We start from the raw sequence: 22,941 nt of genomic DNA, 5'->3' as shown, positions 1-22,941 counted from the left end.
CATATCGTTAGAGCGGTAATTCCCGTCCTGATAGGCCGCCCCCACTAGGGTGCAAAGCCGCCCCGGACCGCTGGCGGGTCTGGCAAATGCAGGGCGTGTGCCTAACGTAACGGCATTATGGCAAGTGTCAATGGCTGGGTGTGCAGGTGCACAGCGTGAGTTTGCAGAATGTCGGTGCAATAGATAAAACAGGCGTAGGCTGTAAGCGGATCCGAAAAATGAGCAGGCCGTCAGTATGGGCGTACATCCCGGTCATTTGGGTGCGACGCGGTTTAACGGTGCCTGCTCAAAAATATTAAAAAAATAGCGGCACACCTACTTATAATAATATGTCTTTCCTTGCCATTGCCAAAGACTCATGAGTGAATTTAAGAATAGCTTGCCATTCATGCTGAAAACAAGCATTCGCGGCGGTATATCGCTAAGACGCTGGGCTTGCGCTGTCCTTTTCTGGTCGGTGGCCAACCCTGTCTGGGCGTTGGATGCGGTTGTCTTGCAATTGAAATGGGAGCATTCCTATCAGTTTGCCGGTTATTATATGGCGCAAGCCTTAGGCTATTACCGTGATGAAGGGCTTGCTGTTGAACTGCGCGAAGGTGGCCCTGGTGTTGACTATGTCGCTGAAGTGGTCGGCAACCGGGCGCACTATGCCACAGGCACCCCCAGTTTGCTGATTGACAGGCAGCAAGGCAAACCTGTGGTGTTGTTGTCGGTGATTTTCCAACACGCGCCCGATATTCTGGCGGTGGCAAAATCGGCCGGTATCATGTCTCCTCAGCAGTTGGTGGGCAAAAAAATCATGGTCAAACAAAATAACCAGACTCCGGCGGTCTTGGCCATGTTACTCAATGAAACGGGTTCTTTGGCGCATTTTGATTTTTTGGATCAGACCAATGACCTTGATGGCCTGATGGTCGGCAAATTTGCCGCCATTGCCGTTTACAGCACCGAACAGCCCTATTATTTCCAACAACGGGGCTTCCCTATCACCGAACTTAAGCCAATCAATTACGGGATTGATTTTTACGGTGACAACCTGTTCACTAGCGAACAGGAAATCGCTACGCATCCAGAACGGGCGCAAGCCTTTTTACGCGCCAGCCTCAAAGGTTGGGCTTATGCGATGGCGCATCCTGATGAGACCATTGCCGTCATCAAAAACGCCGGCTCCAAACATTCCGACGGCCATTTATACTTTGAATATCAGGCGATGCAAGATTTGCTCTTGCCTACGCTGGTGCCGCTCGGCCATAGCAACCAGGGGCGCTGGCGGAACATTGCCGATACCTATGTGCATTTAGGCCTGCTCAAGCCGAATTATGCCTTGTCCGGTTTTGTCTATGACCCGAACCCGACCGTAGAAATCAGCAGATTTTACCGTTACCTTTATGTCGCCATTGCTTTGGCTGCCGTTTTGGCTTTTTTCATTTTTGCCCTGTTGGCCTTCAATTACCATTTGCAACGTGAAATCCGCCGCCGTAAGCAAATGGAAGCCAGGTTACAGCTCAACGAAGAAAAGCTCAGCACCCTATTCCAGCTTTCCCCCACGGGCATGGCCTATACGGATTTTGCCAGCCGCCAGTTTATTGATGTTAACCAAGCGATGCAAGACATCATCGGCTATACGCGTGATGAGTTCTTGACCATGACCTATCTGGACATAACTGCCCCGGAATATGTGCAACAAAATCTGGTTCAGGCTGAATTGATGGGGAGCACCGGACGTTTTGGCCCTTTTGAGAAGGAATATATACGCAAAGATGGTAGCCGTGTGTCGGTGCTGGTCAACGGCTTTATTTTGCATGACCACACCGGGCGGAAAGTGTCCTGGGCATTGATCGAAGACATTACCGCCAGCAAAAAAGCCCAACAGGAACTGTTATTAGCTAAAGAAGCGGCGGAATTCGCCAGCCGTGCCAAATCTGAATTCCTGACCAATGTCAGCCATGAACTGCGTACCCCGCTCCACACCATTCTTGGTTTTTCGCAGCTTTTGGCGATGGGTGGATTGGCGGCGGCGGAAGAGCAAAAAATGGCCGTTGGCCATATTATGACCAGCGGCAAGCAGTTGCTGGGCCTGATTAATGAAATTCTGGACTTGTCCCGTATTGAAAGTGACCAATTTGAACTGTGCTTGGAAACTTTCACCTTATCGCCGTTGCTGGACGAAACCGTCGCGCTGATGTCGCCGACTGCGGCGGAACGCGGCCTTACCCTTAGCCAAGGTTGCTACAGCGACATCGCGGTACGGGCTGATTTTTCGCGGCTCCGGCAAGTCTTGTTGAACTTGCTGTCCAACGCCATCAAATATAACCGCGATGGCGGTACGGTGAATTTATTTTGCGTTATTGATGGCGATGTTGTGCGTATTTCCGTTGTGGATTCTGGCTTAGGGATAGCGGCAGCGGATCAAGCAGCTTTATTCCAACCCTTCCAACGTTTGGGGGCGGAAAAAAAAGGCATCGAAGGGACTGGCATTGGCTTGGTTGTCTGCAAGCGCCTGATTGAAGCGATGCAAGGCAGTATCCATTTTAACAGCACGATAGGTGTCGGTAGCCATTTCTGGGTTGATTTACCCATAGCTGTAGGAGAAAAGGTAGCCGAGAGTTTACCTGTGGTGCAGATAAGCGCGTTTTCGCCAAGCCGCCCTGAAAAAATCAGCGGCCAGGTCATTTATATCGATGATTGTGTAATCAATACCAATGTCATGCGCCATGTGTTCCGTAGGCTGCCTGATGTGGAATTGCTGATTAGGGAGGATGCCGAAAGCGGCTTGGCGCAAATCTGTCAGTATCGGCCAGATTTGATTTTGATGGACATTAATTTACCCGGCATGAGTGGCTTGGAAGCTTTGCATTTGCTTAAAGCCAATCCCGCCACCGCCACTATCCCTGTGATTGCGGTCAGTGCCGCCGCTATGCCGAACGTCATCAAAGAAGGTTTACAGGCCGGGTTTCTCGCCTACCTGACCAAGCCTTTCGATGTCGCAGAACTGATCGCCTTGGTCAGTAAAACCTTAGCGAAGCACCGTGTATAATTGGCGGGAATAGGGGAGGGTTGTTTGGGAAAACCTTGGTTGCCGCATCGTTATCTGTATTGCAATGTTCTATACAATAACGTATGTTTATCAGATACATAGAGGAGAATTGCCATGTCCTATGCACAAACTAAAAAAATGGGTTCCGTAAGGGTCTGGCAAAAGTAAGCTGGATACTTTCCGAATTGGCGTTTTGAGTGCGTAACGATCAGGACAGCCAATCTTCCAGCACCAAACCGGGCACTCTGGCAAACTCGCGGGTGTTATGAGTCACAACGGTTAAGCCGTGTGCAAGGGCGATGGCGGCAATTTGCATATCATAAGGGCCTATGGGAGTACCTTGTTTTGCTAATTGGGCGCGAATATCCCCCTGCTTGAGCGCCGCTTTATCGTCAAACGGCAGACTGGGGAAGTCGTTGAATAACCGAGCTAAACTGGCCTGATTTTCAGCAACTTTCTGACTTTTACACGCCCCGTACCATAGCTCCGCTTTCACCGGTGCGCAAAGAGTGATGTTATGCTCACCTGCCGCGATGATGCGTTGCACGATAGCCACGTCATTTTTTAACCACGCGATACAGATATTGGTGTCCAATAAATAACGGCTCATTCGAACTCGGCTCTAGGCACGTCTTGACCTAAATCAGAGCTGTCAATATCGTCTGGAAAATCGTCACTGAGCGACCCCGCTATGGCTAACACGCGGGCTGCCCAGCTTTCGGGGCTGGTTTGAGTGGCTATAATGGGTAGCACAATGATTTCCGCTTCTTGGCAATCGGCAAATTCGGAGGGAAGTTCAAGTTGAACGTGCAGGCCATTAAGATGCTGAATAGTTCTGTGGGCATACATAGTTTTATCTCCTAAGAAAATGATGTGACAATGTACCACTAAGCATAAATATTAACTTAAACCGATTGTACCGGATTATGGGGTGTGTTCAAAAACTGTGCAATTCCGCCGCTTCCCGTTGTTTCAAACCACGTTCTTCGAGTAAAAGATTGATCTGGGGCTCTTTTGCTTTTCTTAAACGCTGGCCAATTAACTCAATTTCATTTTTAGAGGTCGCTATCCCTTGTTCGCTTTTCTTTTGGAAAGCATGAATGGCGTAGATAACCGTTAAGAAGCGCACGACAAAGCAGCAATGTTTAGGGCAAGCACCAACACGCCATTGCCCATGAAGCAATAGCAATAGCGTGGCTCAAAACCGCAGGGGCGCGAGCCGCCCCCGTCCGGTTAATTGGACTTACGGTGTCCGGCGGGTACGTCGCGGCGGGTTGCGCCGGTGTATAGCTGTCTGGGGCGGCCGATTTTTTGTTCCGGGTCGGCGATCATTTCATCCCAGTGCGCTATCCAACCGACTGTCCGGCCCATGGCGAACATGGCGGTAAACATATTGGTCGGGATGCCTAGGGCATGTAAGACAATGCCGGAGTAGAAATCGACATTCGGGTACAGTTTTTTCTCGATGAAATATTCGTCTTCTAAGGCGATGCGTTCCAGTTCCAACGCCAATTCAAACAGTTTGTTATCGTGCAGACCCAGCTCGTTCAAGACTTCATGGCAAGTGGTGCGCATCAGTTTGGCGCGGGGGTCGTGGTTTTTATAGACCCGATGGCCAAAGCCCATCAGGCGGAACGGGTCGTTTTTGTCTTTGGCTTTTTTGATAAATTCGGGGATGCGCGACTTATCGCCGATTTTTTCCAGCATGTTCAAGACCGCTTCATTGGCACCGCCATGTGCCGCGCCCCATAAACAGGCGATACCTGCCGTGATGCAGGCAAACGGATTGGCGCCGCTAGAGCCTGCCAGCCGCACGGTGGAGGTGGAGGCGTTTTGTTCGTGGTCGGCATGTAAGATCAGGATGCGGTCTAAAGCACGCACCAGTACCGGATTAGCCACATAGTCATCGCAAGGCGTGGCGTGCATCATGCGCAAAAAGTTTTCCACATAACTGAGTTTGTTTTGCGGATACATAAATGGCATACCGATGCTGTATTTATGACACATGGCGACAATGGTCGGTACTTTAGCGATTAGGCGGATGGCGCACATTTCGCGGTCGCTTTTGGAGCGGATGTCCAGCGCGTCATGGTAGAACGCCGACAGGGCACCGACAACCCCGACCATAATCGCCATCGGGTGCGCGTCACGGCGGAAGCCTTTGAAAAAGTTGTTCAATTGGTCATGCACCATGGTGTGCATGGTGATGTTGTATTGGAAAGTGGACAGTTCGTCGTCGGTGGGCAGTTCGCCGTTCAGGATCAGATAGCAAACTTCGAGAAAATTACATTGTTCGGCAAGCTGTTCGATAGGATAGCCGCGATACAGCAGCACCCCTTCTTCACCATCAATAAATGTGATCGTCGAACGGCAACTCGCGGTGGAGTTAAAGCCCGGATCATAAGTGAACATGCCCGTGTGTTTATACAAAGACTGGACATCAACGACGTTAGGGCCTGTGCTGCCGGTTAGGATGGGTAATTCACAGACGGCTTGGCCGTTCTCATTTAAGGCAAGACTGCGTGGTTGGGTCATGGTTTCTCTCTCTTTTATTGCTAAGCTACCTATACGGCAGTGAACGTTAAGTGCGGCCACCCGCCTGAACTGCGCGGTGATGGATTTTCTCTCTGTTATAGTTAGGCGGTGCTTAGAGCATCCGCCTAAACCTCCTGTACGGCAGGACGGCAAGCGTCCGGCAGGGTTTCTTTAAGCCGTTTTAGCATTGGCAATGGCAGCTTGTGCCAGTTCGGTCACTTTCGCCCAGTCTTTGGCTTTGACCACGTCGGCAGGGGCCAACCAAGAGCCGCCGACACAAGCGACATTGCTTAAGGCCAGGTACGCCTGATAATTTTCTGGCGAAATGCCGCCAGTCGGGCAGAAGGTCACATAAGGTACGGGGCCGGCAATGGCTTTTAACATCGGAATGCCGCCTGCGGCTTCGGCAGGGAAAAACTTGAAATGGTCCAAGCCATATTCCATGCCCAACATCAGTTCGGACAAGCTGGCGATACCGGGAATCAGCGCGATAGTGCTGCTTTGCGCCGCCGCCAACAGCTTAGGGGTCAGGCCGGGGCTAATGGCAAACACGGCGCCTGCATCTTCGGCGGCTTTCAGCTGTTCGGGGGTGGTGATGGTGCCGGCACCGACGATAGCATCTTTGACGTTATCGCTAATCAGCTTGATGGCCTGTAAGGCGATAGGGGTGCGTAGGGTAATTTCCAACACCCGAATGCCGCCCGCGACTAAGGCTTGCGCTAAGGGCACGGCATCGTCCAGATTTTGGATGACCATGACGGGCATCACAGGGCCGGCGTTTAATACGTCTTTAGGGGAAATTTTCCAGTGGGTTTGGGTCGTCATGTCGTTACCAAAAGTTATTTTTAAAGTGTGGGTTTAGGAACGCGCATAACCTTAAGTTGGCGTTCTATGGTATCTGTGCACGTTAAACCCCACCCTAGCCCTCCCCTTCACAGGGGAGGGAGCTTATGCCTTTCCCGTCCGTACAGACGAAAGTCAGGGGAAAAGCCCCTCCCCTTGGCAAAGGGGAGGCTGGGAGGGGGTTGCTGTACTTTCGCCTGTACAACAGATTTTATTTTCTGCGCGTTCCTTAGGGATTGCCAAGGTTTGCCAAAAACGCGCAACAGGCTGTCCGGCGATCAATGCAGCCGATAATGTCCGGTTATTTTAAACTCAAACAAGCGGTCTTCTTCCTGTACGCCATTACCGATATTGTGTATTACAAAAGGTCGGCCAGTGCGCGTGGTTTTCGTACTGACGACCATAATATGCGGCAAGTTAGGCGGTATGGTCGCCGTCACCAAATCCCCGGCCTGAAAATCTGCCGCCACTGTTGACAGGGGCAGGGCATAGCCTCGACGCTGAAAATAGGTTTGCAGGTTCAGGACGCGGCGGTGGTCGATATTTTTATCGGTGCTGTGTAACCGCCATTGCTTAGGGTAACGGGCAAAATGCGCCTGCATATCCTCATGGACGGCTTGCTGTAAATCCAGACCCGCGCTGCTACGCAAAGCGCGGATGACCACATCGGTACACACGCCCCCCGCCATCGGCACATCGCCGTTAGGATAGCGTAAGGTGCGGTAGGCCGGATCATAAGTGACGGTCACACCGATTTGCGCCCGCGCCGCCTGCACCAAGCCCAGCGGGCTATAGTGCGGCTCGGCACGGGTTACTAAGGGCAAGGCTAGCAAGGCGACAAAACGTAAAGCCGCTTTATAAGCCACCGTCTGTCCCTTGCTTTTAGTCAATCACAAACAAATTGCTTGCCCCGGTTTCGGCGGTGGTCGCCCCTTGCCGGAAACCGCCGAACATCTCCCGCCCCATACCAAAATGATGGTTTTTGGCGGAATTTTCTTCAGGCAAACGGCCATTAAATTCGGTTTCGTCCACTAAGACATTCACTTCGCCCGTTTTAATGTTCAGATAAATGATGTCGCCGTTGCGCACTTTCGCCAATGGCCCGCCGTTGATACATTCGGGGTACATGTGGATAGCGGACGGCACTTTGCCGGACGCGCCGGACATGCGCCCGTCGGTCAACAAGGCGACTTTGTAGCCTTTGTCTTGGAGCAGGCCTAAGGCGGGGGTCAGTTTGTGCAGTTCCGGCATCCCGTTGGAGCGCGGGCCTTGGAAGCGCAGCACCGCGACGAAATCGTGGTTCAGTTCGCCGCGCTTAAAGGCCGCCATCATTTCGTCTTGGTCGTCAAACACCACGGCAGGGGCTTCGACCACTTGGTGGTCTTCGGAGACGGCGGAGACTTTGGAAATGCCGCGCCCTAAGTTGCCGCGTATCAAATGGATGCCACCGCCTGCGGCAAAGGGTTTTTCCACCGTGGCGATCACTTCGGGATCTAGCGAAGCCGCAGGGCCGGTTTCCCAAACCAATTTGCCGTCAATGACTTTTGGCTCTTGGGTGTATTGGCTCATGCCCCGCCCGTCGCCAATCGTCAAAATGTCTTCGTGCATCATGCCGTGCTTGAGCAGTTCGCCTATCAGTACGCCCATACCGCCAGCGGCTTGGAAATGGTTAACGTCAGCCGGACCATTAGGGTAAATTTTGGTGATCAGCGGGATGGCTTTGGACAGGTTATCAAAGTCATTCCAGTTGATGATAATACCTGCCATGCGGGCAATAGCGACCAAGTGCATGGTGTGGTTGGTCGAGCCACCTGTCGCTAAAAGGCCAATCAAGGCGTTTAAGATAGCCTTTTCGTTAATGGCATGGCCGATAGGGCGGAAATCTTGGCCTAAGGCGGTGAATTTGAGGACTTGCTCGGCGGCTCTTTTGGTCAGCTCATCACGCAAAGGCGTATAGGGGTTGACGAAGGAACTGCCCGGTAAATGCAGGCCCATCATTTCCACCATCATCTGGTTGCTGTTGGCCGTACCGTAGAAGGTACAGGTGCCGGGGCTATGGTAGGATTTGGATTCGGATTCCAACAACTCGGCGCGGCCAATTTTGCCTTCGGCGTATTGTTGTCTGGCCCGTGCCTTTTCTTTATTGGTGATGCCGCTGGGCATAGGGCCGGCAGGGACAAACACGGCGGGCAAATGGCCAAAGCTTAAGGCGCCCATCAATAGCCCCGGGACAATTTTGTCGCATACACCCAGGTATAACGCGCCATCGAACATATTATGGCTTAAGCCGATAGCGGTGGACATGGCGATCACGTCACGGCTGAACAGCGACAACTCCATGCCGGGCAGGCCTTGGGTGATACCGTCACACATGGCGGGCACACCGCCGGCAAATTGGGCGACCCCGCCCGCCGCGCTGATGGCGGCCTTAATTAGGGCTGGCGCGTCTTTGTACGGCTCATGCGCCGACAACATATCGTTATAAGAGGAGATGATGGCGATATTGGCTTTTTTATCGCCCGCCAAATCCAGCTTTTCGCCCGCGCCACAGGCGGCGAAACCGTGCGCCAGATTACCGCAACCTAAAATACCACGGTGCGGGCCTTGGCCGATGGCGTTGTCTATCCGCGCCAAATAGGCTTCACGGCTTCTATGGCTACGGTCAATAACTTCTTTGGTGACTTTTTCTAATAATGGGTGCATGGATAATCCTACTGTATCACTGCGAAAGTTTGAAAAGGGTTGCAATCAGGGGAGGGCGTTTACTCTTCCCAGGCCCTGCCGTCCCGGGCGACCAGCGCGACCGAAGCGACCGGCCCCCAAGAGCCCGCCGGATACGATTTCGGCGCGGAATTGGAATGCCGCCACGCATCTTGGATCGAATCGATCCATGCCCAAGCCTGTTCAATTTCCGCTCGGCTTAAGAATAAGGTCGGATTGCCGCGCATGGCCTCCAGCACCAGTTTTTCATAGCCGCCGAAAATCCGGCTTTGCTTAAAGGCTTCGGAAAAGCTTAAATCCAGCTTGGTTTTTTTCAGTTTGATATGCTCGTCAATACCCGGAATTTTATTGAGCATCTCAATTTCTACGCCCTCATTCGGCTGCAAATGGATAATCAGCTTATTGGGCGGCAAGTCGCGGAAACTGTCTTTGAAAATATTGTGCGGCAATTGCTTAAAATACACCACAATTTCTGTGCGTTTACCGAACATGCGTTTGCCGGTGCGCAGGTAAAACGGCACGCCCGCCCAGCGCCAGTTGTCAATATCGACGCGCAGGGCGACGAAGCTTTCGGTGGTGCTTTCGGTGTTGGCGCCTTCTTCTTCCAGATAGCCCGGCACGGCGTTGCCTTTTAGGTAGCCGGAAGTATATTGGCCGCGCACGGTCTTTTCTTCGACATTATTGACGGTAATGGGCCGCAAGGCTTTTAGAACCTTGATTTTTTCGTTATGGATGCTTTCGGCTTCCAGATTAACGGGCGGCTCCATCGCAATAAAGGTCAGGATCTGCAATAAGTGGTTTTGCACCATATCACGCAACTGCCCGGTCTTATCGAAATATTCCCAACGCCCTTCAATACCCACCTCTTCCGCGACCGTAATCTGAATGTGGTCAATGGTATTGTGGTTCCAATTGGTGGTGAAAATCGAGTTGGCAAACCGTAACGCCAGCAAGTTTAAGACCGTTTCTTTACCTAAATAATGGTCGATACGGAACACTTGGTCTTCATTAAACACCTTGGCGACTTCATCGTTGATATCCTTAGACGATTTTAGGTTATGGCCAATCGGTTTTTCCATGACCATCCGCGATTCGGGGGTCAAAATGCCCGACTGGTGCAGGCCTTGGCAAATGCTTTTAAACAGGAACGGCGACACGGCAAAATAATTGACTAGAACACGGGTTTTGCTGTCGGTAACGGTTTTCAGCTTTTTGTATTGCTCGGCTTGGGTCAAGTCGATTTGCAAATACGCCAAGCGGGCCGAAAAGCGTTGCCAAATCGCATCATCCAATTCGTCAGTTAAAAATTCTTGCAAGCTCTTATAGGCAATCGCCACAAATTGCGCATTGTCATGTTCATGGCGGTCAACACCAATAATACGGGTGTCTGGTTCTATCAGATTGGCATTTTCCAACCGATATAAAGAGATGAGGAGCTTACGGCGCGATAAGTCGCCAAGCGCACCGAAGAGCACCAAATCACAAGGTTTAAAGGCTTTTTTGTCTGTCATTACGAGTCGCCGGGTAAATAGGAAGGCCGATGTGGGAAGTGAGCAATTAATATGCCGTGCATAACTAGGCCTTATTATCTCAGAAATTGTTTCAGGATGCTGTATTGATTAGTGCTTGCGGGCTTTTTGCCGGGCCACAAAAGTACCATAATGGTGCGTTAATTGGTTTGCCATAGGGCGGGTAAGCGGGTGCTTGAGGCGCTGGTCTAGTAAGCGCGATAAAGTGGGGCGACCGTTAAATTAAGTGCTTTTAATAATTGACAGGATATAAGCATTGCCATATAGTATCGACTCGATACTAATTTATTAAGGAGCAAATAATGAGTACAGCCATTTTTTACCACGCGGGTTGCCCTGTTTGTGTAGGGGCCGAGCAATTGGTCGCCGATGCCATTGACCACCAAAAATATACGGTGGAAGTTGTGCATCTGGGCGAACAGCCCGAACGTATTGCAGAAGCGGCCGCAGCAGGGGTGCAGTCAGTACCCGCGCTGCTGTTGAACGGCCAAGCGTTCCATATCAATTTTGGGGCGGCCTTAGGTGATTTAAAACCAGCGTGATTTAAAGCAACAGCGACTTAAAACAATAATAACGGGGTAGAGATTATGAACGGGGAAGAAACTAAGCAAGACAGGTTCTGGCTGTATGTCGGCGGGACGGTATTGGCGATAGTGACAGGCATCGCCATTATCAAACAAAGCGAAAATGAGAAATTCGCGCCGATTAAGCAGCAAGTGGAAGAAGAAAATGCCCAAATGAACATTCGGGTCTTAAATTAACGGCGGCTGGAGATGCTAATGACAACCAAGAGAATGGCCTTTTGGGCCGCAATAGTGCTGGGTGCGGGATTGGGTTTGGCAGGGCCGGCCTCTGCGACCGAGTATGTGTATCGGGATTTAATGGCTAACACCTTGCCCGCCCCCGGCTGTGCCGCCGAGCCCGAAGCGATTGCCCATGCCAATAAACCGTTTAACCTGAATAAATACAGCAAGAAGTTTTGCCAATCGCAAGGCTATGGTTGGCATGTCGAGGCGATTAAGGATAACGGCAAAGCCGTTTGCCAAGACTGCGGCGGCGTTAATGCAGGTAAAAAACAATGCCATCTTGAAGATGTGGTGGTGACCTGCAAGCGTATCAAGCCGGGTTCGGTAGGGATGCTGCCGGGCAAAAGCTAAGCTTGTACCCTGACGGGCTATGCCAGGGATAGCATCTTGTTACGCGTGCTATCCCTTATTGCCCCTGCTTAGGCGATGCGTTGAGTTTGTAGCCAAAAAACCGTTTTTTGCCTACACGTTCTCGTGTCAACGCCTATCATCCTGCCATTTCCAGCCATCCTCCTGGCCTTTTAGCCGAATAGCTTATGCGGGCTTCGGCTTTTTTTTGCCTGCCTGATTTACAGGGTGAATTTCTTCTTAAAAAAACTGCATGTAAATCAAAAGCATATAGTCGCATTGGGTTTTTTGGTGAAAGATTCACCATTTTTTAGGTAGTAGTTAATATTAATGGATTGTTTTTATTGCTATGGTAGTGGAAGCTGCTGGACTGTTGTTATTTACGTCCTTAGCTGATACGACTCACCCTAATAATAGCCTAGGCAACCTTTTCTTGGCCGTGTTTCGGCAGAAAATATTGCCTCAGGCCCCATAACCTGAGGATAAGATATGTCAGAAAAAGCGAATTCACCAGCGACGGCAACAGACACTGAAATTGTGCGGGCTGCTATCCATCCCGCTATCGGTATTGCGCGGGTCGGTAACAGTGCGGACGAATTTTTTATCGGCCCACAAGTAACGGAACCGCCAGCGGCACCGTTGGGGTTTTACCGTGATCCTCAAGGGGCGCTCAAACGCCAAGCCGCGCAGTTCCGCATTTACGGCTATAACGCCGCTGGCGAAGTCGTCGGCGAATTGACCGCCGATTCGGCGGACATCCAATGGACTGCCCATGTCGCCAACCGCAAAGCTGCATGGTACCAATGGCAAATTGCTATGGATATTCCCGAAGCCGCCACCACGGTATTGCCGTTACGCAATGCCACAATAACCGACCCTGCCGCCCGCGAAAGCTTGGTGATTGATGGCGGGGTGCAGTCGGTCGGCGGCAAAAACGCCGCCGGGGCTGTGTTTGAGGGCATGTTTACAGGTGTTCCGGTCTATTTGGGCGAATTGCGTACCGATGACGCAGGGCGTTTGTTGTTTTTGGGCGGGCATGGCGTGTCCGCTTCCCCGACTGGCAGCCCTATCTATATTGATAGTGATCCGAACAGCTTTATCAATGCCGACGGTTGGTATGATGATATGTCCGATGGCCCGGTCAGCGCCACGGTCAGTATTGCGGGCCGCCCCATCCCAGTAGAATCGGCTTGGGTCGTGACCGCACCGCCGGATTACGCGCCGCAGCTTAAGGCCGAACGTACTTTGTATGACCTGCTCTATGATTTGTATGTGCAAGCGGGCTGGTTAACCGCCCCGTCGCCCATTTCCTTTACGCAGGATGTCTATCCGATTTTGCAGCGATTGTCAGGCTTGCAATGGGTTAACCAAGGTTTTGCCACCCAATTTGGTTTTGGCGGGCAGAATGATTTTGAAGACCCTGAGTACATCGCCAAATTGACGTGGCAACCCGCCCCTGGCGAATACGATTTATACCAAGAACTGCGCCGCCAAATTTTTAACAGTTTCCGTAGCCCCATTAAGACAGACAGCAACCAATTGCCGTGGCCTTGGGTCTATGGCGATGCGATGGATGTGCCTGCCGGTGATAGCCCCCGCCAGAACGCCACCATTACCGCTACCCAATACGGCATCTTGCAACAGTGGGTGGCGGGCGCTTTTATCGCCGATTGGGGCATGATTTTGCCACCTGCTAGCCTAGACGACGTGCCCTTGTCGGAGCAGCCCGCGATGCTAGACCGGGCGGCGCTGGACTTCTGTTTGGCGGATGCCTTTCACCCTGGCTGCGAAATGACGTGGCCGATGCGCCATTTGACGCTATACAAGCTGCCGTTTCGGATAAAAGAACGCCCCGCTGATGTCCCCGAACCCAATTACGGGCCGACGTTAGACCAACAACAAGCCTTAGCGGCTGACGGCCCGTTGTACCTGCAAGGCCCCGGCGACATAGGCCGTTGGATGGGCTTGCCTTGGCAAGCTGACACCGCCTATTGCCGTGCCGGTTATGATACTGCTTATGACCCTTTCCAACCCACTTTCTGGCCGGCCCGCGTTCCCAACCAAGTGCTGAGCGACAGCGATTATGCTATCGTCACCGATCCCGGCCAAAGCCCAGCAGTCCGCCAAGAGGCTTTTGCTAACCGCACCAATTGGAACCAGCCGTTACAGGGCAGCACCGCCCAACAAATGGAGCAAATGGTGCGTATTTTTGGTTCTATGGGCTTATTGGAAGAACGGATTGGTTTGCCGGATGACCCCGACTTTCCCGCTGTGATGTTGGTGGCTTCTTACGGGCCGGATGTCGCCCCAGCGGATACCTTGACACCGCAAGCCGTCACCTTAATGGCCACGCCCCGGACAAAAGCGTCCAAAGGCGCGAATTTTACGGCTCAAGAAGCCCAAGATGCGCCGTTACCTGTCCGCCACACCAAAAAATAAGCGCGTGCAGCGATTTGATGCGGTCATCGTCGGGGCGGGGCCGGCAGGCGCGGCCACCGCCCTGACCCTAGCCAAAGCGGGCCAGCGGGTTTTACTCGCCGATGCGGCAAGCAAAGCCTTCCGTATTGGCGAAGGCTTGCCGCCGTCGGCGCGTTCGCTGTTACGCGAGTTGGGGGTCTTGGAAGGTTTCTTGGCGGATGGGCATCGGCTCAGTCACGGCAGTTTATCCGCTTGGGGATCGGCGCAATTGCACTGCCAAGATTTCTTCCGGCACTTGCAAGGCCAAGGCTACCAATTGGATAGGCGGCGCTTCGAGCAGTTGTTATGGGTTGCTGCCTGTGCGGCAGGGGCCGAGTTGCGCCAAGACACGCGTATAGAGGTCTTAGCGCACCCGCCTGGGCAAGATTTTGCGTTAAACGCCCACCAGTCCGGCTTAACCGTACCGCTCCAGTGCCGCTGGCTGGTCGATGCGGGCGGCAGACGTAGCCGCATTGCGCGTGGTCAAGGCAGTACCCGCGTCGCTGCCGACCGTCTGGCCGCTTTTTACAGTGTGTTACAAACGACGGAAGCGGGCGACTATGACGGGCGTACTTGGCTTGAAGCCACCCCAGCGGGTTGGTGGTATAGCGCGTTGCTGCCTACAGGCGGGCGTTTAGTCGCCTATCTGACCGATTTGGATTTGGCCGATAAGCGGCAACTGCTGTCCGTCGCCGGATTTACCGGACATTTGGCGCAAACCCGGCATTTATCGGCTTTATGCGCCCAATACCGCTATGCCGTCTGCACCAAACCGCAGGGCGTGGACGCTTCCAGTGGCCGCCTGGACCAGTTTATCGGCAGGCAATGGCTAGCCGTCGGCGATGCCGCCCTGTCGTTCGACCCGCTGTCTTCCCAAGGCATCGCCAACGCGTTGTATACTGGCATACAAGCAGGCCAAGCCATCACCGCCGCCTTAAACGGCAACCCCGCCGCCCCCGCCGCCTACGCACGGCATCTGGGCGACATATACCAAGCGTATTTACAAAACCGCCATTATTATTATGGCTTGGAAAACCGTTGGGCAGAGCTGCCGTTTTGGCGGCGGCGGGGTGTGGTAACGGCCTTAACGGGTTGATGCGCCGAAGTGCCCAATAATATCGCGCTGCCTGTTGGCGGCTTTGAAAATCAGCTTATAATGACGGCAAGCGGCTTCGCTAAAGCCTGTCAAGCGGTATGCCCCTGCCCGTAATTAGGCCTCAACTACATATACTTAGATCCGAACACAGTTATGCCAAAGCACAAACCGACACATAAATCTAATCGCTGCACCAAATGCGCTACCGAAAACCCAGAAAACACAATCCAATGTATTTCGTGCGGCAATGTCATATTAGCCCAATATGACAACCTAATCTCAATCGCGACTTTATTATTACTCATTGTAGGTAACTTTGTTTCTTCTGTAACTTTGGGTTATCCGCAGCGTTCAGCGTTCGTTAATGAAGTGGCTTATCAAATGTTTCCGGCAATCGCCATCGTAACTTTGCTGGTCAAATTAGCACAGAAACAGAGAAGCCCTGGCAGAAACGTTGTGCAAGAGTTGGTGGCCCTGTATTCAGATGTAGGGGGAAGGTTGCTTATTCTCATGCTTGTCCCTTTAGTCATCTGGTTACTTACATTGGTTAATGGTAGTGGCCAGTTAAATTTAGAGCCGCACAAAGTTGTGCTACTTCAACTTTCAATCGGTTTAGCCGTCAGTTACCTTTTTTTATATTTCTCCCATCTCGGCTCAGCGTTTTTTGCCTTGAATGTACAGAATGCCATTACGGCCACGCTTGATGCCCGCCTTCAACTCAGAAAAAACGCCTACATAAAAAAGATGGCCCGTCTCTCGGCTATTCACAAACATCAGCAGTATCAGAGTGAACTCGACTTAGGCTTCTTCGCCAAGGGCTATGCCTATCAATTTGATATGACACCTGAGCAAGGCGAGCAAATGCTACAGTCTGTCGATCCGTATGAGTTTTCCCTATTTGAAGCAGTCTGCATAAAGGAGATTCTCCAACTTAATTGATGTGAACTTCAGCCCAAGTAAGAACCGTGACAGGATATAACAGCTCATTTGCAAAAAGACTTTTGCACCACTAAGTATAGCCAGTATTGCAAGCTGTAGTTATGCTCGCGCATGGCATCGGCGAGTTGTGGTTGAGTCGGTGGAGGCTTGCCCCGCCCAAACCTAACTGACTTAAAGTTAGGGCTTGTTTGGGAAAGATGCTGTCGCCAGAATAGCGGATGGCAGTTTGTTACCGTCTTGAAAAAGTAAGCGGTTTGGTTGGCATTAAGCAAAGACGCGCGTACCATTGTCGGTAGCCATTTCTGCAACCTGAACTGCTTAGCCTTGTAGGATGCCTCCACTGGCTAACGCCTCCAGTTTAAAAGCTATTAACCGATAATGCCCATGATCCCACCCACTCTTTGCCCTTGCTGTTCTGCCCTGAGTTACGCCGACTGTTGCGCCCCTTTCCATAACGGCGGCACCATCCCGCCCACTGCCGAGGCTCTGATGCGTTCGCGGTTTAGTGCTTTTGCCTTGCAGCACAGCGCGTATCTGTTGGCGACGTGGGATGTCAGTACCCGCCCGGTTGGGTTGGATTTGGCAAATGACCCCAGCCAGTGGTTGCGCTTGGAGATTGTCGGCACGAAAAAAGGGGGGGTAAGCGACAGTAAAGGCCAAGTGAGCTTTAATGCCTATTACAGACAACATGGTAAAGACGCGGTGATGGCCGAAACTAGCCGGTTTCGCAAAGTCGCCAACCGCTGGTTTTATGTCGATGGGGTGGTGGCCGATACGGCGAAAACGGCGGCAGCACCTAGCAAGAACGGCTTGTGTCCATGTGGGAGCGGTAAGAAGTTTAAGCGCTGTTGTGGCTGAGGTTTTTACCCAGCCCCAAGCAGCCAAAAGCTGTTAGTGATTCGACAGGTTCACCACGAGCAGCTTTTCGGCGTTAGCCTAAAGACCCAGCACCGCAAGCAAGGCCTGGGCATGGGCAGCGCTGTCATTTAAGCAGCCGATATAGCGGTAGGCTTCGCCGCCTGCTTCCATGAATATGGCTCGGTTTTCCATGGCGATTTCTTCTAAGGTCTCCAGGCAATCGACGGCAAAGCCGGGGCAGACCATATCGACGGTGGTAACGCCTAATCCGGGTAGGGCTTGCAGGGTGTCCACGCAATAGGGTTTCAGCCATTCGGCCTTACCAAAACGCGATTGGAAGACGATTTTCCAATCCTGCTCGCTTAAGCCTAACTGCTCGGCCAGTAGGGCGGCAGTTTTATGGCAGTGGTGGAAATACGGGTCGCCCCATTTGGTCAATTGCTCCGGCAAGCCGTGGAAAGACATCACCAGCAAGGCGTTTTTCGGCTGTTCGCGCCACGCTTGGCGGATGCTGTCGGCGACGGCGGCAATGTAGGCCGGGTGTTGGTGATAATCGCTGATGAAGCGGAAACTGGGCAAGTGCCGCCATTGGTCCAGTTCTTTCACCAAATCATCATAAATGGATGCGGTGGTGGTCGAGGAATATTGCGGATATAAGGGCAAGACCAGCACCTCTTCTATACCCTGTTCCTTAAGTACGCGCAATTGGCTGGCGATGGATGGCTCGCCATAGCGCATCGCATAAGTGACGGTTATGTCCCGCCCAGCCAGTTGCGCGGCCAGTTCGGCGCTTAATTGGCGGGTGAAAAAGGTCAGCGGTGAGCCTTTGTCGGCATCCCAGATTTTTTGGTAGGCTTTGGTGGATTTGCCCGGACGGAACGGCAAGACCACCCCGTGTAAGATCAGCCACCACAGCGGCCTGGGTAAGTTAACCACCCGTGGATCCCAAAGAAATTCTTTCAGAAACCGCCGCACGGCAGGCACGGTGGGTGCACTGGGCGAGCCTAGGTTCGCCAGGATAATCGCAGTCTTTGGGGCGGGCATCAGTATCCTCTATCGGTTAATCAAGTTTAAGAACTCGGTACGCGTGCTGATGTGTTGGCGGAAAATTCCGGTCATCACCGAGGTGGTCATCACCGAGTTTTGTTTTTCTACGCCGCGCATCATCATGCACAAATGCTTGGCTTCAATGACCACCGCCACGCCGCGCGCGCCGGTCGCTTGCTCAATGGCATCGGCAATTTGTTTGGTGAGTTTTTCTTGGATTTGCAAACGGCGGGCGTACATATCGACAATACGCGCGACTTTCGACAGCCCCATCACTTTGCCTTGGGGCAGATAGCCGACATGGCATTTGCCGATGAACGGCAATAAATGGTGTTCGCATAAGGAATACAGTTCAATATCCTTAACAATGACCATATCTTCGGTATCGGCAGAAAAAATTGCCCCGTTCAGGACTTCTTCTAAGGTTTTTTCATAACCGTTATTTAAAAATTTAAACGCCTTGGCGGCTCGTTTAGGGGTATCGATTAAACCTTCACGGCTTAAATCTTCCCCAACCGCTTCGATAATTTTGGCGAAATGTTCTTCCACGTTATTTGGTCCCGTTATAAAAAAGCCGATCAGTATACATCAGGAATGGTAAATTTTAATGCCTGCAACAGCACCGCCTCGTCCGCGCCGGGTTTATTGGCGTGTTCGCTCAGGTAACGCCGCCAGCCCCGCGCCCCGTATTGCTCATGGAACAAGCCTAAAATATGTCGGGTGACGCTGTGCAGGCGTAACCCTAATGCCAGTTGGCCGCTGATATATGGCAGTAGGGCATGGATGGCTTCGCTCCGGGTTAAACTGGCGCGGTTATCGGCAAACAGGCGTTGGTCGGCTTCCGCCAAGATAAACGGGTTTTGGTAGGCCTCACGCCCGATCATCACCCCGTCAACCTGCTCCAAAATGGTTTCGGCTTGCGCTAAAGAAGTCACACCGCCATTCAATATAATTTCCAAGTGCGGAAAGTCAATTTTAAGTTGGTAGACCACATCATAACGCAAAGGCGGGATTTCGCGGTTTTCTTTCGGCGACAGGCCGCTTAACCACGCTTTCCGCGCATGAACAATAAACGTCCGGCAACCCGCCGCTGCCACCGTGCCGACAAAATGCACCAATTCTTCGTAAGAGTCCTTATCATCAATGCCGATGCGCGATTTGACCGTGACCGGAATCGTTACCGCCGCCGCCATTGCCGCCACACACTCGGCGACCAGCTCCGGCTCCGCCATCAAACACGCGCCGAACCGCCCGTTCTGGACTCGGTCACTGGGGCAACCGACATTGAGGTTGACTTCGTCATAGCCATAATCTTCGGCCATTTTCGCGCAAATCGCCAATTCACGCGGATTGCTGCCGCCCAATTGCAAAGCCACCGGATGCTCGGCGGCGTGGTAGTGCAAAAAGCGGTGATGATCGCCGTGGATCAACGCCCCGGTAGTAACCATTTCGGTATATAAAAAAGCGTTTTTGGAGAGTAGGCGATGGAAATAGCGGCAGTGCCGGTCTGTCCAATCCATCATCGGTGCTATGCAGAGGGTGCGGGGGGAGGGCATGTTATTCATTAAGTTAGTTACTGTTCTATAGTCTAGTTGCATATAGTACCCAAGTCAGCCACATTCCGGAACAAACAAACCTATATGGCTGTACAGTTCTCCAATATTCCACAATCTGTGCTAAAAAACCCAAAATTTGGTTACTTACCCGTTTTAAAAAACTTTCGATTATTTTAAAAAAATGGTAATAGTTCATAGCAAGGTATGTTTTATGTTGTTAAACTCGCGCTGCTTGTTCGGGGAAGCTTAGCTGTAAGTTAGGCGGCGGTAAATCATGAGCTATATCGGAAAGGACAGATGTCTTAATGGCAAAAAAACAGATAGTTAATAGTTCAGTAATTAAGTCAATCATATAAAACTTTTCTACACTCTAAAATATTCAACAATTAGGATCGTAAATGCAGTTACTCAATCTTTCTATTGATCGAATTATTATTCATTAAATATATCAACGAGACCAAGACGGGAACAAAGTTGCTCCTACACAGAGCCACGAATATACAAATTTCGACCACAATGCAATGGAAACGTTTAAATCTCGCGTCAAAGATGCATTAGGTGAAGGCTCTAAAGCTGTTCAAATGGAGATTGTTAATCAAGAGCAAGGCGACTTGCCAAAACTAGTTGATCAAATGATTGTTCAGGAAAGAGATGCGTTTGCTGTATCTTCTTAGAAGGAGTACAGGAAGCGAAACGGAAGTGGAGCGGTGTACGACGCCCCCCGCGTAGCCGTAGGGGCCGGGCGTGTTGACGGAGTTGGAGCGCAAGCGGAAGCGTAGTCAACATGCAAGGCCATCCCGAAACGGCGTCAAGTCATTTGCGCAGGCCAGTGGTGCACAGCGTACCGAAGGGGAGTTGTGTATCGCGGCCGGAGCAGGACGAAGGCGGGCAGCCGAAGGCAATAATCGCCAGGAAAATTTTTCGCCGCTAAAATCGGATGGATCCCATTTTAGCTTTCGCGAAAAATCCTGGCGCGCCTGTGATATTGCGAAAAAACTTACAGATGCCCAACAACGAAAATCAATTCCAGGCGGGATAATCGTTATATTTTATGGTAAACAAGGCCATCCACTAAAGAAATTTCTGGGGATTATCAAAGCAGAAATTCATAGCGCTTATGAAAAAGAGCTAAATAAGAAAACAAACGAGATTTCTCTAAAATATATCGAAGAAGCCTTGCTTACGCCAGGAACCCGTCTTTATAAAACTGCTGGCTTCTTTGAAAAAGCCAGTTATGATGAAACAAGTACAGATTTGAATAAAAAATGGACGGTCATGGTATCTGACTACCAAATTAGCCAAGCGGAAGGCAAAGCTGCTGCGCAGTATTTCTATGCAGATTTTCTTGGTTGCGGCTACCTTCAAACCAGTGCAAGAACAACAAAAAAGTTTTATGAATCTGCCAGCTCTTTCATAGCCAAGCTTGATATTGCCGCAACGGATAAAAACGATCTGTTTAATGCTCTAACCATCTATTTAAAAGTTGATACATCCTCTACAATTAGCTCGTCAGATTTTGCTTCGAAATACTTTGACGTGGATACTCAAGACGTATTTGCTGAATATATGGAAGAGTCTGGATTACCAACTGCCGCATTTACAAAAGACACAATCTATATTGATAAGCACTTGAAGTTTAGGAAGATAAGTTTTAGTAAGAATGTCAATATAACGGCACCCTCAGAAATATTTAGAAATTTGGTTAGCATTGAGTACATGGAGGGTGATCCTGACGAATCAGGAACTCCAGCTGAATGGACAAGGGTAATAATAAAAGACAGAATAACTCGGCAAGAATGACAGAATCAGAATTCAGGAGGTTATGGGAGAGCGAAAAGCCTGCATATAATGCTTGGGGAGGTTATGTTATACTAAAAACAACCCAAGAATTATTAAAGAAAGGTAAAAATCTGGATTCTTTTCTGAAAACACCTGCCAAACATCGGTTAAAAGATGATAATTCACTCATCGACAAGGCTTTTTATCGCCCAGGTAAAAGCTATTCTGACCCCTACCGTCAAATCGAGGATAAAGTTGGGGTTAGATTTATTGTTCTGCTTTTAGATGACATTACGGAAATTTGCGAAATCATCCAAAATGTAGACGACTGGGATTTTGATGCCTGTAAGCACTTCGATAAGGATAAGGAAACATCCCCGTTACTGTTTACTTATCAATCTGTCCACTACATTTTGAGGCCCAAAAAAGACATCAATAGCGAAGGCGTAACTATCCCCGAATCTACATCATGTGAGGTGCAAATTAGGACGCTTCTACAGCACGCCCATGCCGAACTAACCCATGATGCCATTTATAAGGCCAAAAGAATTATACAGCCTATAGTGCATCGGACGGTTGCCAAAAGTATGGCTCTTATTGAAACGACAGATGGTTTTTTTACCGATGTTACTCATCAGCTTAATGATGGCCCGTTAGAAAAACATGCCATTTTAAAAAAACTTGATAACCTGTATTTTGTTTTTACTGGACTCACTTCCTGTATGCAAAAGTCATCCCTTGTCATTTGGGATGTGTTTGAGCAATTTATTGATGATTCCCTTATAGATAGTATTCAAAAACTGCTAGATAATAATCCATTCTTATCCGAAACTATCAAAAGCCGCTATTCTGAACATTCGTTATATCAGCAGAGCACTGCGCTTTTTATATATTGGTTATTAAAAAAGAAAAAACAACGCTTACTCAGTGATTGGCCTCTCTCTAAAAGCTCGCTAGAATCATTCGCTGTTGATTTAGGGATAAGCACTTGGGCTGATTAGCTTGCCGATAACAGGTTTTTTCTTAATACGCCAATTGCTTAAGCGTAATGCCCAACGCTTCTGATGTCTTAATAAAAGTGTTTTTGCGTGGGCATTTGGGGGCATCAATCTGCGCATAGTCGGCTTGGGTTATGCTCATGGGGGTATCCGTGCCTAAGCTGAATTAAATACGGCCAGTTCCATTTCATAAGTTATAGCTCCTGTTTCTATAACGCATAATATGGCAAATAATGCGTTATAGGAAGTGCTTTTATGCCTCATTTCAGCAATGCGCATAAAAAGGCATCGGCAAATAGTCCTTATAATTAAGGTGTTCTTCCTCTGGGGGCGCGGTAGGTGTACCCCAAAGGGCATAAAGGTAGGGAGGGCACTCTGCCGCCCCTTAATCA

22 protein-coding genes are annotated in these 22,941 nt (G+C 50.7%); 11 read left to right on the top strand and 11 right to left on the bottom strand.

The features are described from left to right. Positions 1-388: 388 nt before the first annotated feature. Complete coding sequence (locus CEK71_RS12325) at positions 389-3,037, top strand: ABC transporter substrate-binding protein (protein ID WP_198328203.1); 2,649 nt, start codon at positions 389-391, stop codon at positions 3,035-3,037. Positions 3,038-3,245: 208 nt separating this feature from the next. On the opposite strand, the gene CEK71_RS12320 is transcribed toward CEK71_RS12325, so the two are convergent. From CEK71_RS12320 to zwf, 8 genes are all read right to left on the bottom strand, one after another. Continuing rightward, on the bottom strand, positions 3,246-3,647 hold the full coding sequence (locus CEK71_RS12320; protein ID WP_088619669.1) for a type II toxin-antitoxin system VapC family toxin: 402 nt from the start codon (positions 3,645-3,647) through the stop codon (positions 3,246-3,248). Beyond that, a complete protein-coding gene (locus CEK71_RS12315; RefSeq protein ID WP_088619668.1) occupies positions 3,644-3,886 on the bottom strand; it encodes a hypothetical protein in 243 nt (80 codons plus the stop codon). Before CEK71_RS12315 ends, CEK71_RS12320 begins: the two co-directional genes overlap by 4 nt. Before the next feature lie 88 nt (positions 3,887-3,974). Further along, a complete protein-coding gene (locus CEK71_RS12310; protein ID WP_157679187.1) occupies positions 3,975-4,226 on the bottom strand; it encodes a type II toxin-antitoxin system RelE/ParE family toxin in 252 nt (83 codons plus the stop codon). A gap of 44 nt (positions 4,227-4,270) precedes the next feature. Next, positions 4,271-5,572: a citrate synthase gene (gltA, locus tag CEK71_RS12305; RefSeq protein WP_088619666.1), complete on the bottom strand. Its 1,302-nt coding sequence runs from the start codon at positions 5,570-5,572 to the stop codon at positions 4,271-4,273. Between the two features lie 171 nt (positions 5,573-5,743). Beyond that, complete coding sequence (locus CEK71_RS12300) at positions 5,744-6,397, bottom strand: bifunctional 4-hydroxy-2-oxoglutarate aldolase/2-dehydro-3-deoxy-phosphogluconate aldolase (protein ID WP_088619665.1); 654 nt, start codon at positions 6,395-6,397, stop codon at positions 5,744-5,746. Between the two features lie 296 nt (positions 6,398-6,693). Next, positions 6,694-7,305 (bottom strand): DUF1287 domain-containing protein, encoded by a 612-nt coding sequence (locus tag CEK71_RS12295; protein ID WP_198328201.1) that lies wholly within the window; start codon positions 7,303-7,305, stop codon positions 6,694-6,696. Beyond that, entirely contained in the window at positions 7,298-9,118 is a 1,821-nt protein-coding gene (edd, locus tag CEK71_RS12290) for a phosphogluconate dehydratase (RefSeq protein ID WP_088619664.1), read from the bottom strand. Before edd ends, CEK71_RS12295 begins: the two co-directional genes overlap by 8 nt. Before the next feature lie 59 nt (positions 9,119-9,177). Next, the gene (gene zwf / locus CEK71_RS12285; protein WP_088619663.1) at positions 9,178-10,647 is read right to left on the bottom strand and encodes a glucose-6-phosphate dehydrogenase; all 1,470 of its coding nucleotides are present in this window, start codon (positions 10,645-10,647) and stop codon (positions 9,178-9,180) included. A 320-nt stretch (positions 10,648-10,967) separates the two neighbouring features. On the opposite strand from zwf, the gene CEK71_RS12280 reads away from it, so the two are divergent. From CEK71_RS12280 to CEK71_RS12255, 7 genes are all read left to right on the top strand, one after another. Further along, a complete protein-coding gene (locus CEK71_RS12280; RefSeq protein ID WP_198328198.1) occupies positions 10,968-11,207 on the top strand; it encodes a thioredoxin family protein in 240 nt (79 codons plus the stop codon). A 45-nt stretch (positions 11,208-11,252) separates the two neighbouring features. Next, complete coding sequence (locus tag CEK71_RS23200; RefSeq protein ID WP_170065136.1) at positions 11,253-11,426, top strand: hypothetical protein; 174 nt, start codon at positions 11,253-11,255, stop codon at positions 11,424-11,426. Between the two features lie 18 nt (positions 11,427-11,444). After that, on the top strand, positions 11,445-11,822 hold the full coding sequence (locus CEK71_RS12275; RefSeq protein WP_232463630.1) for a hypothetical protein: 378 nt from the start codon (positions 11,445-11,447) through the stop codon (positions 11,820-11,822). A gap of 486 nt (positions 11,823-12,308) precedes the next feature. After that, entirely contained in the window at positions 12,309-14,258 is a 1,950-nt protein-coding gene (locus tag CEK71_RS12270; protein WP_088619660.1) for a LodA/GoxA family CTQ-dependent oxidase, read from the top strand. Then, positions 14,224-15,372: an NAD(P)/FAD-dependent oxidoreductase gene (locus tag CEK71_RS12265; protein ID WP_088619659.1), complete on the top strand. Its 1,149-nt coding sequence runs from the start codon at positions 14,224-14,226 to the stop codon at positions 15,370-15,372. Before CEK71_RS12270 ends, CEK71_RS12265 begins: the two co-directional genes overlap by 35 nt. A gap of 153 nt (positions 15,373-15,525) precedes the next feature. After that, positions 15,526-16,311, top strand: a complete 786-nt coding sequence (locus tag CEK71_RS12260; protein WP_157679181.1) for a hypothetical protein — start codon at positions 15,526-15,528, stop codon at positions 16,309-16,311. Positions 16,312-16,695: 384 nt separating this feature from the next. Continuing rightward, positions 16,696-17,169 (top strand): YchJ family protein, encoded by a 474-nt coding sequence (locus tag CEK71_RS12255; protein WP_088621596.1) that lies wholly within the window; start codon positions 16,696-16,698, stop codon positions 17,167-17,169. 78 nt (positions 17,170-17,247) lie between these two features. On the opposite strand, the gene hemH is transcribed toward CEK71_RS12255, so the two are convergent. From hemH to dusA, 3 genes are read right to left on the bottom strand one after another with little or no spacing between them, the layout of a single operon-like run. Further along, entirely contained in the window at positions 17,248-18,213 is a 966-nt protein-coding gene (hemH, locus tag CEK71_RS12250; RefSeq protein ID WP_088619657.1) for a ferrochelatase, read from the bottom strand. Positions 18,214-18,222: 9 nt separating this feature from the next. Continuing rightward, positions 18,223-18,765, bottom strand: a complete 543-nt coding sequence (folE, locus tag CEK71_RS12245) for a GTP cyclohydrolase I FolE (RefSeq protein WP_088619656.1) — start codon at positions 18,763-18,765, stop codon at positions 18,223-18,225. A gap of 29 nt (positions 18,766-18,794) precedes the next feature. Further along, positions 18,795-19,772, bottom strand: a complete 978-nt coding sequence (gene dusA, locus CEK71_RS12240) for a tRNA dihydrouridine(20/20a) synthase DusA (protein WP_332455508.1) — start codon at positions 19,770-19,772, stop codon at positions 18,795-18,797. 521 nt (positions 19,773-20,293) lie between these two features. On the opposite strand from dusA, the gene CEK71_RS22620 reads away from it, so the two are divergent. The 3 genes from CEK71_RS22620 (at position 20,294) to CEK71_RS12230 (ending at position 22,552) form a co-directional block, all read left to right on the top strand. Continuing rightward, complete coding sequence (locus CEK71_RS22620; protein WP_157679179.1) at positions 20,294-20,446, top strand: hypothetical protein; 153 nt, start codon at positions 20,294-20,296, stop codon at positions 20,444-20,446. Between the two features lie 70 nt (positions 20,447-20,516). Then, positions 20,517-21,572 carry a nucleoid-associated protein gene (locus tag CEK71_RS12235; RefSeq protein WP_088619654.1) on the top strand — a complete coding sequence of 352 codons (1,056 nt, stop codon included), beginning with the start codon at positions 20,517-20,519 and terminating at the stop codon, positions 21,570-21,572. After that, a complete protein-coding gene (locus tag CEK71_RS12230) occupies positions 21,569-22,552 on the top strand; it encodes a GTP pyrophosphokinase (RefSeq protein WP_088619653.1) in 984 nt (327 codons plus the stop codon). Before CEK71_RS12235 ends, CEK71_RS12230 begins: the two co-directional genes overlap by 4 nt. Positions 22,553-22,941: the final 389 nt, after the last annotated feature.

The sequence above is a fragment of the Methylovulum psychrotolerans genome (assembly GCF_002209385.1).
Lineage (GTDB): Bacteria > Pseudomonadota > Gammaproteobacteria > Methylococcales > Methylomonadaceae > Methylovulum > Methylovulum psychrotolerans.
Note: the sequence above shows the minus strand (reverse complement) of the source record. Positions and strands in the feature narration are given on the sequence as shown.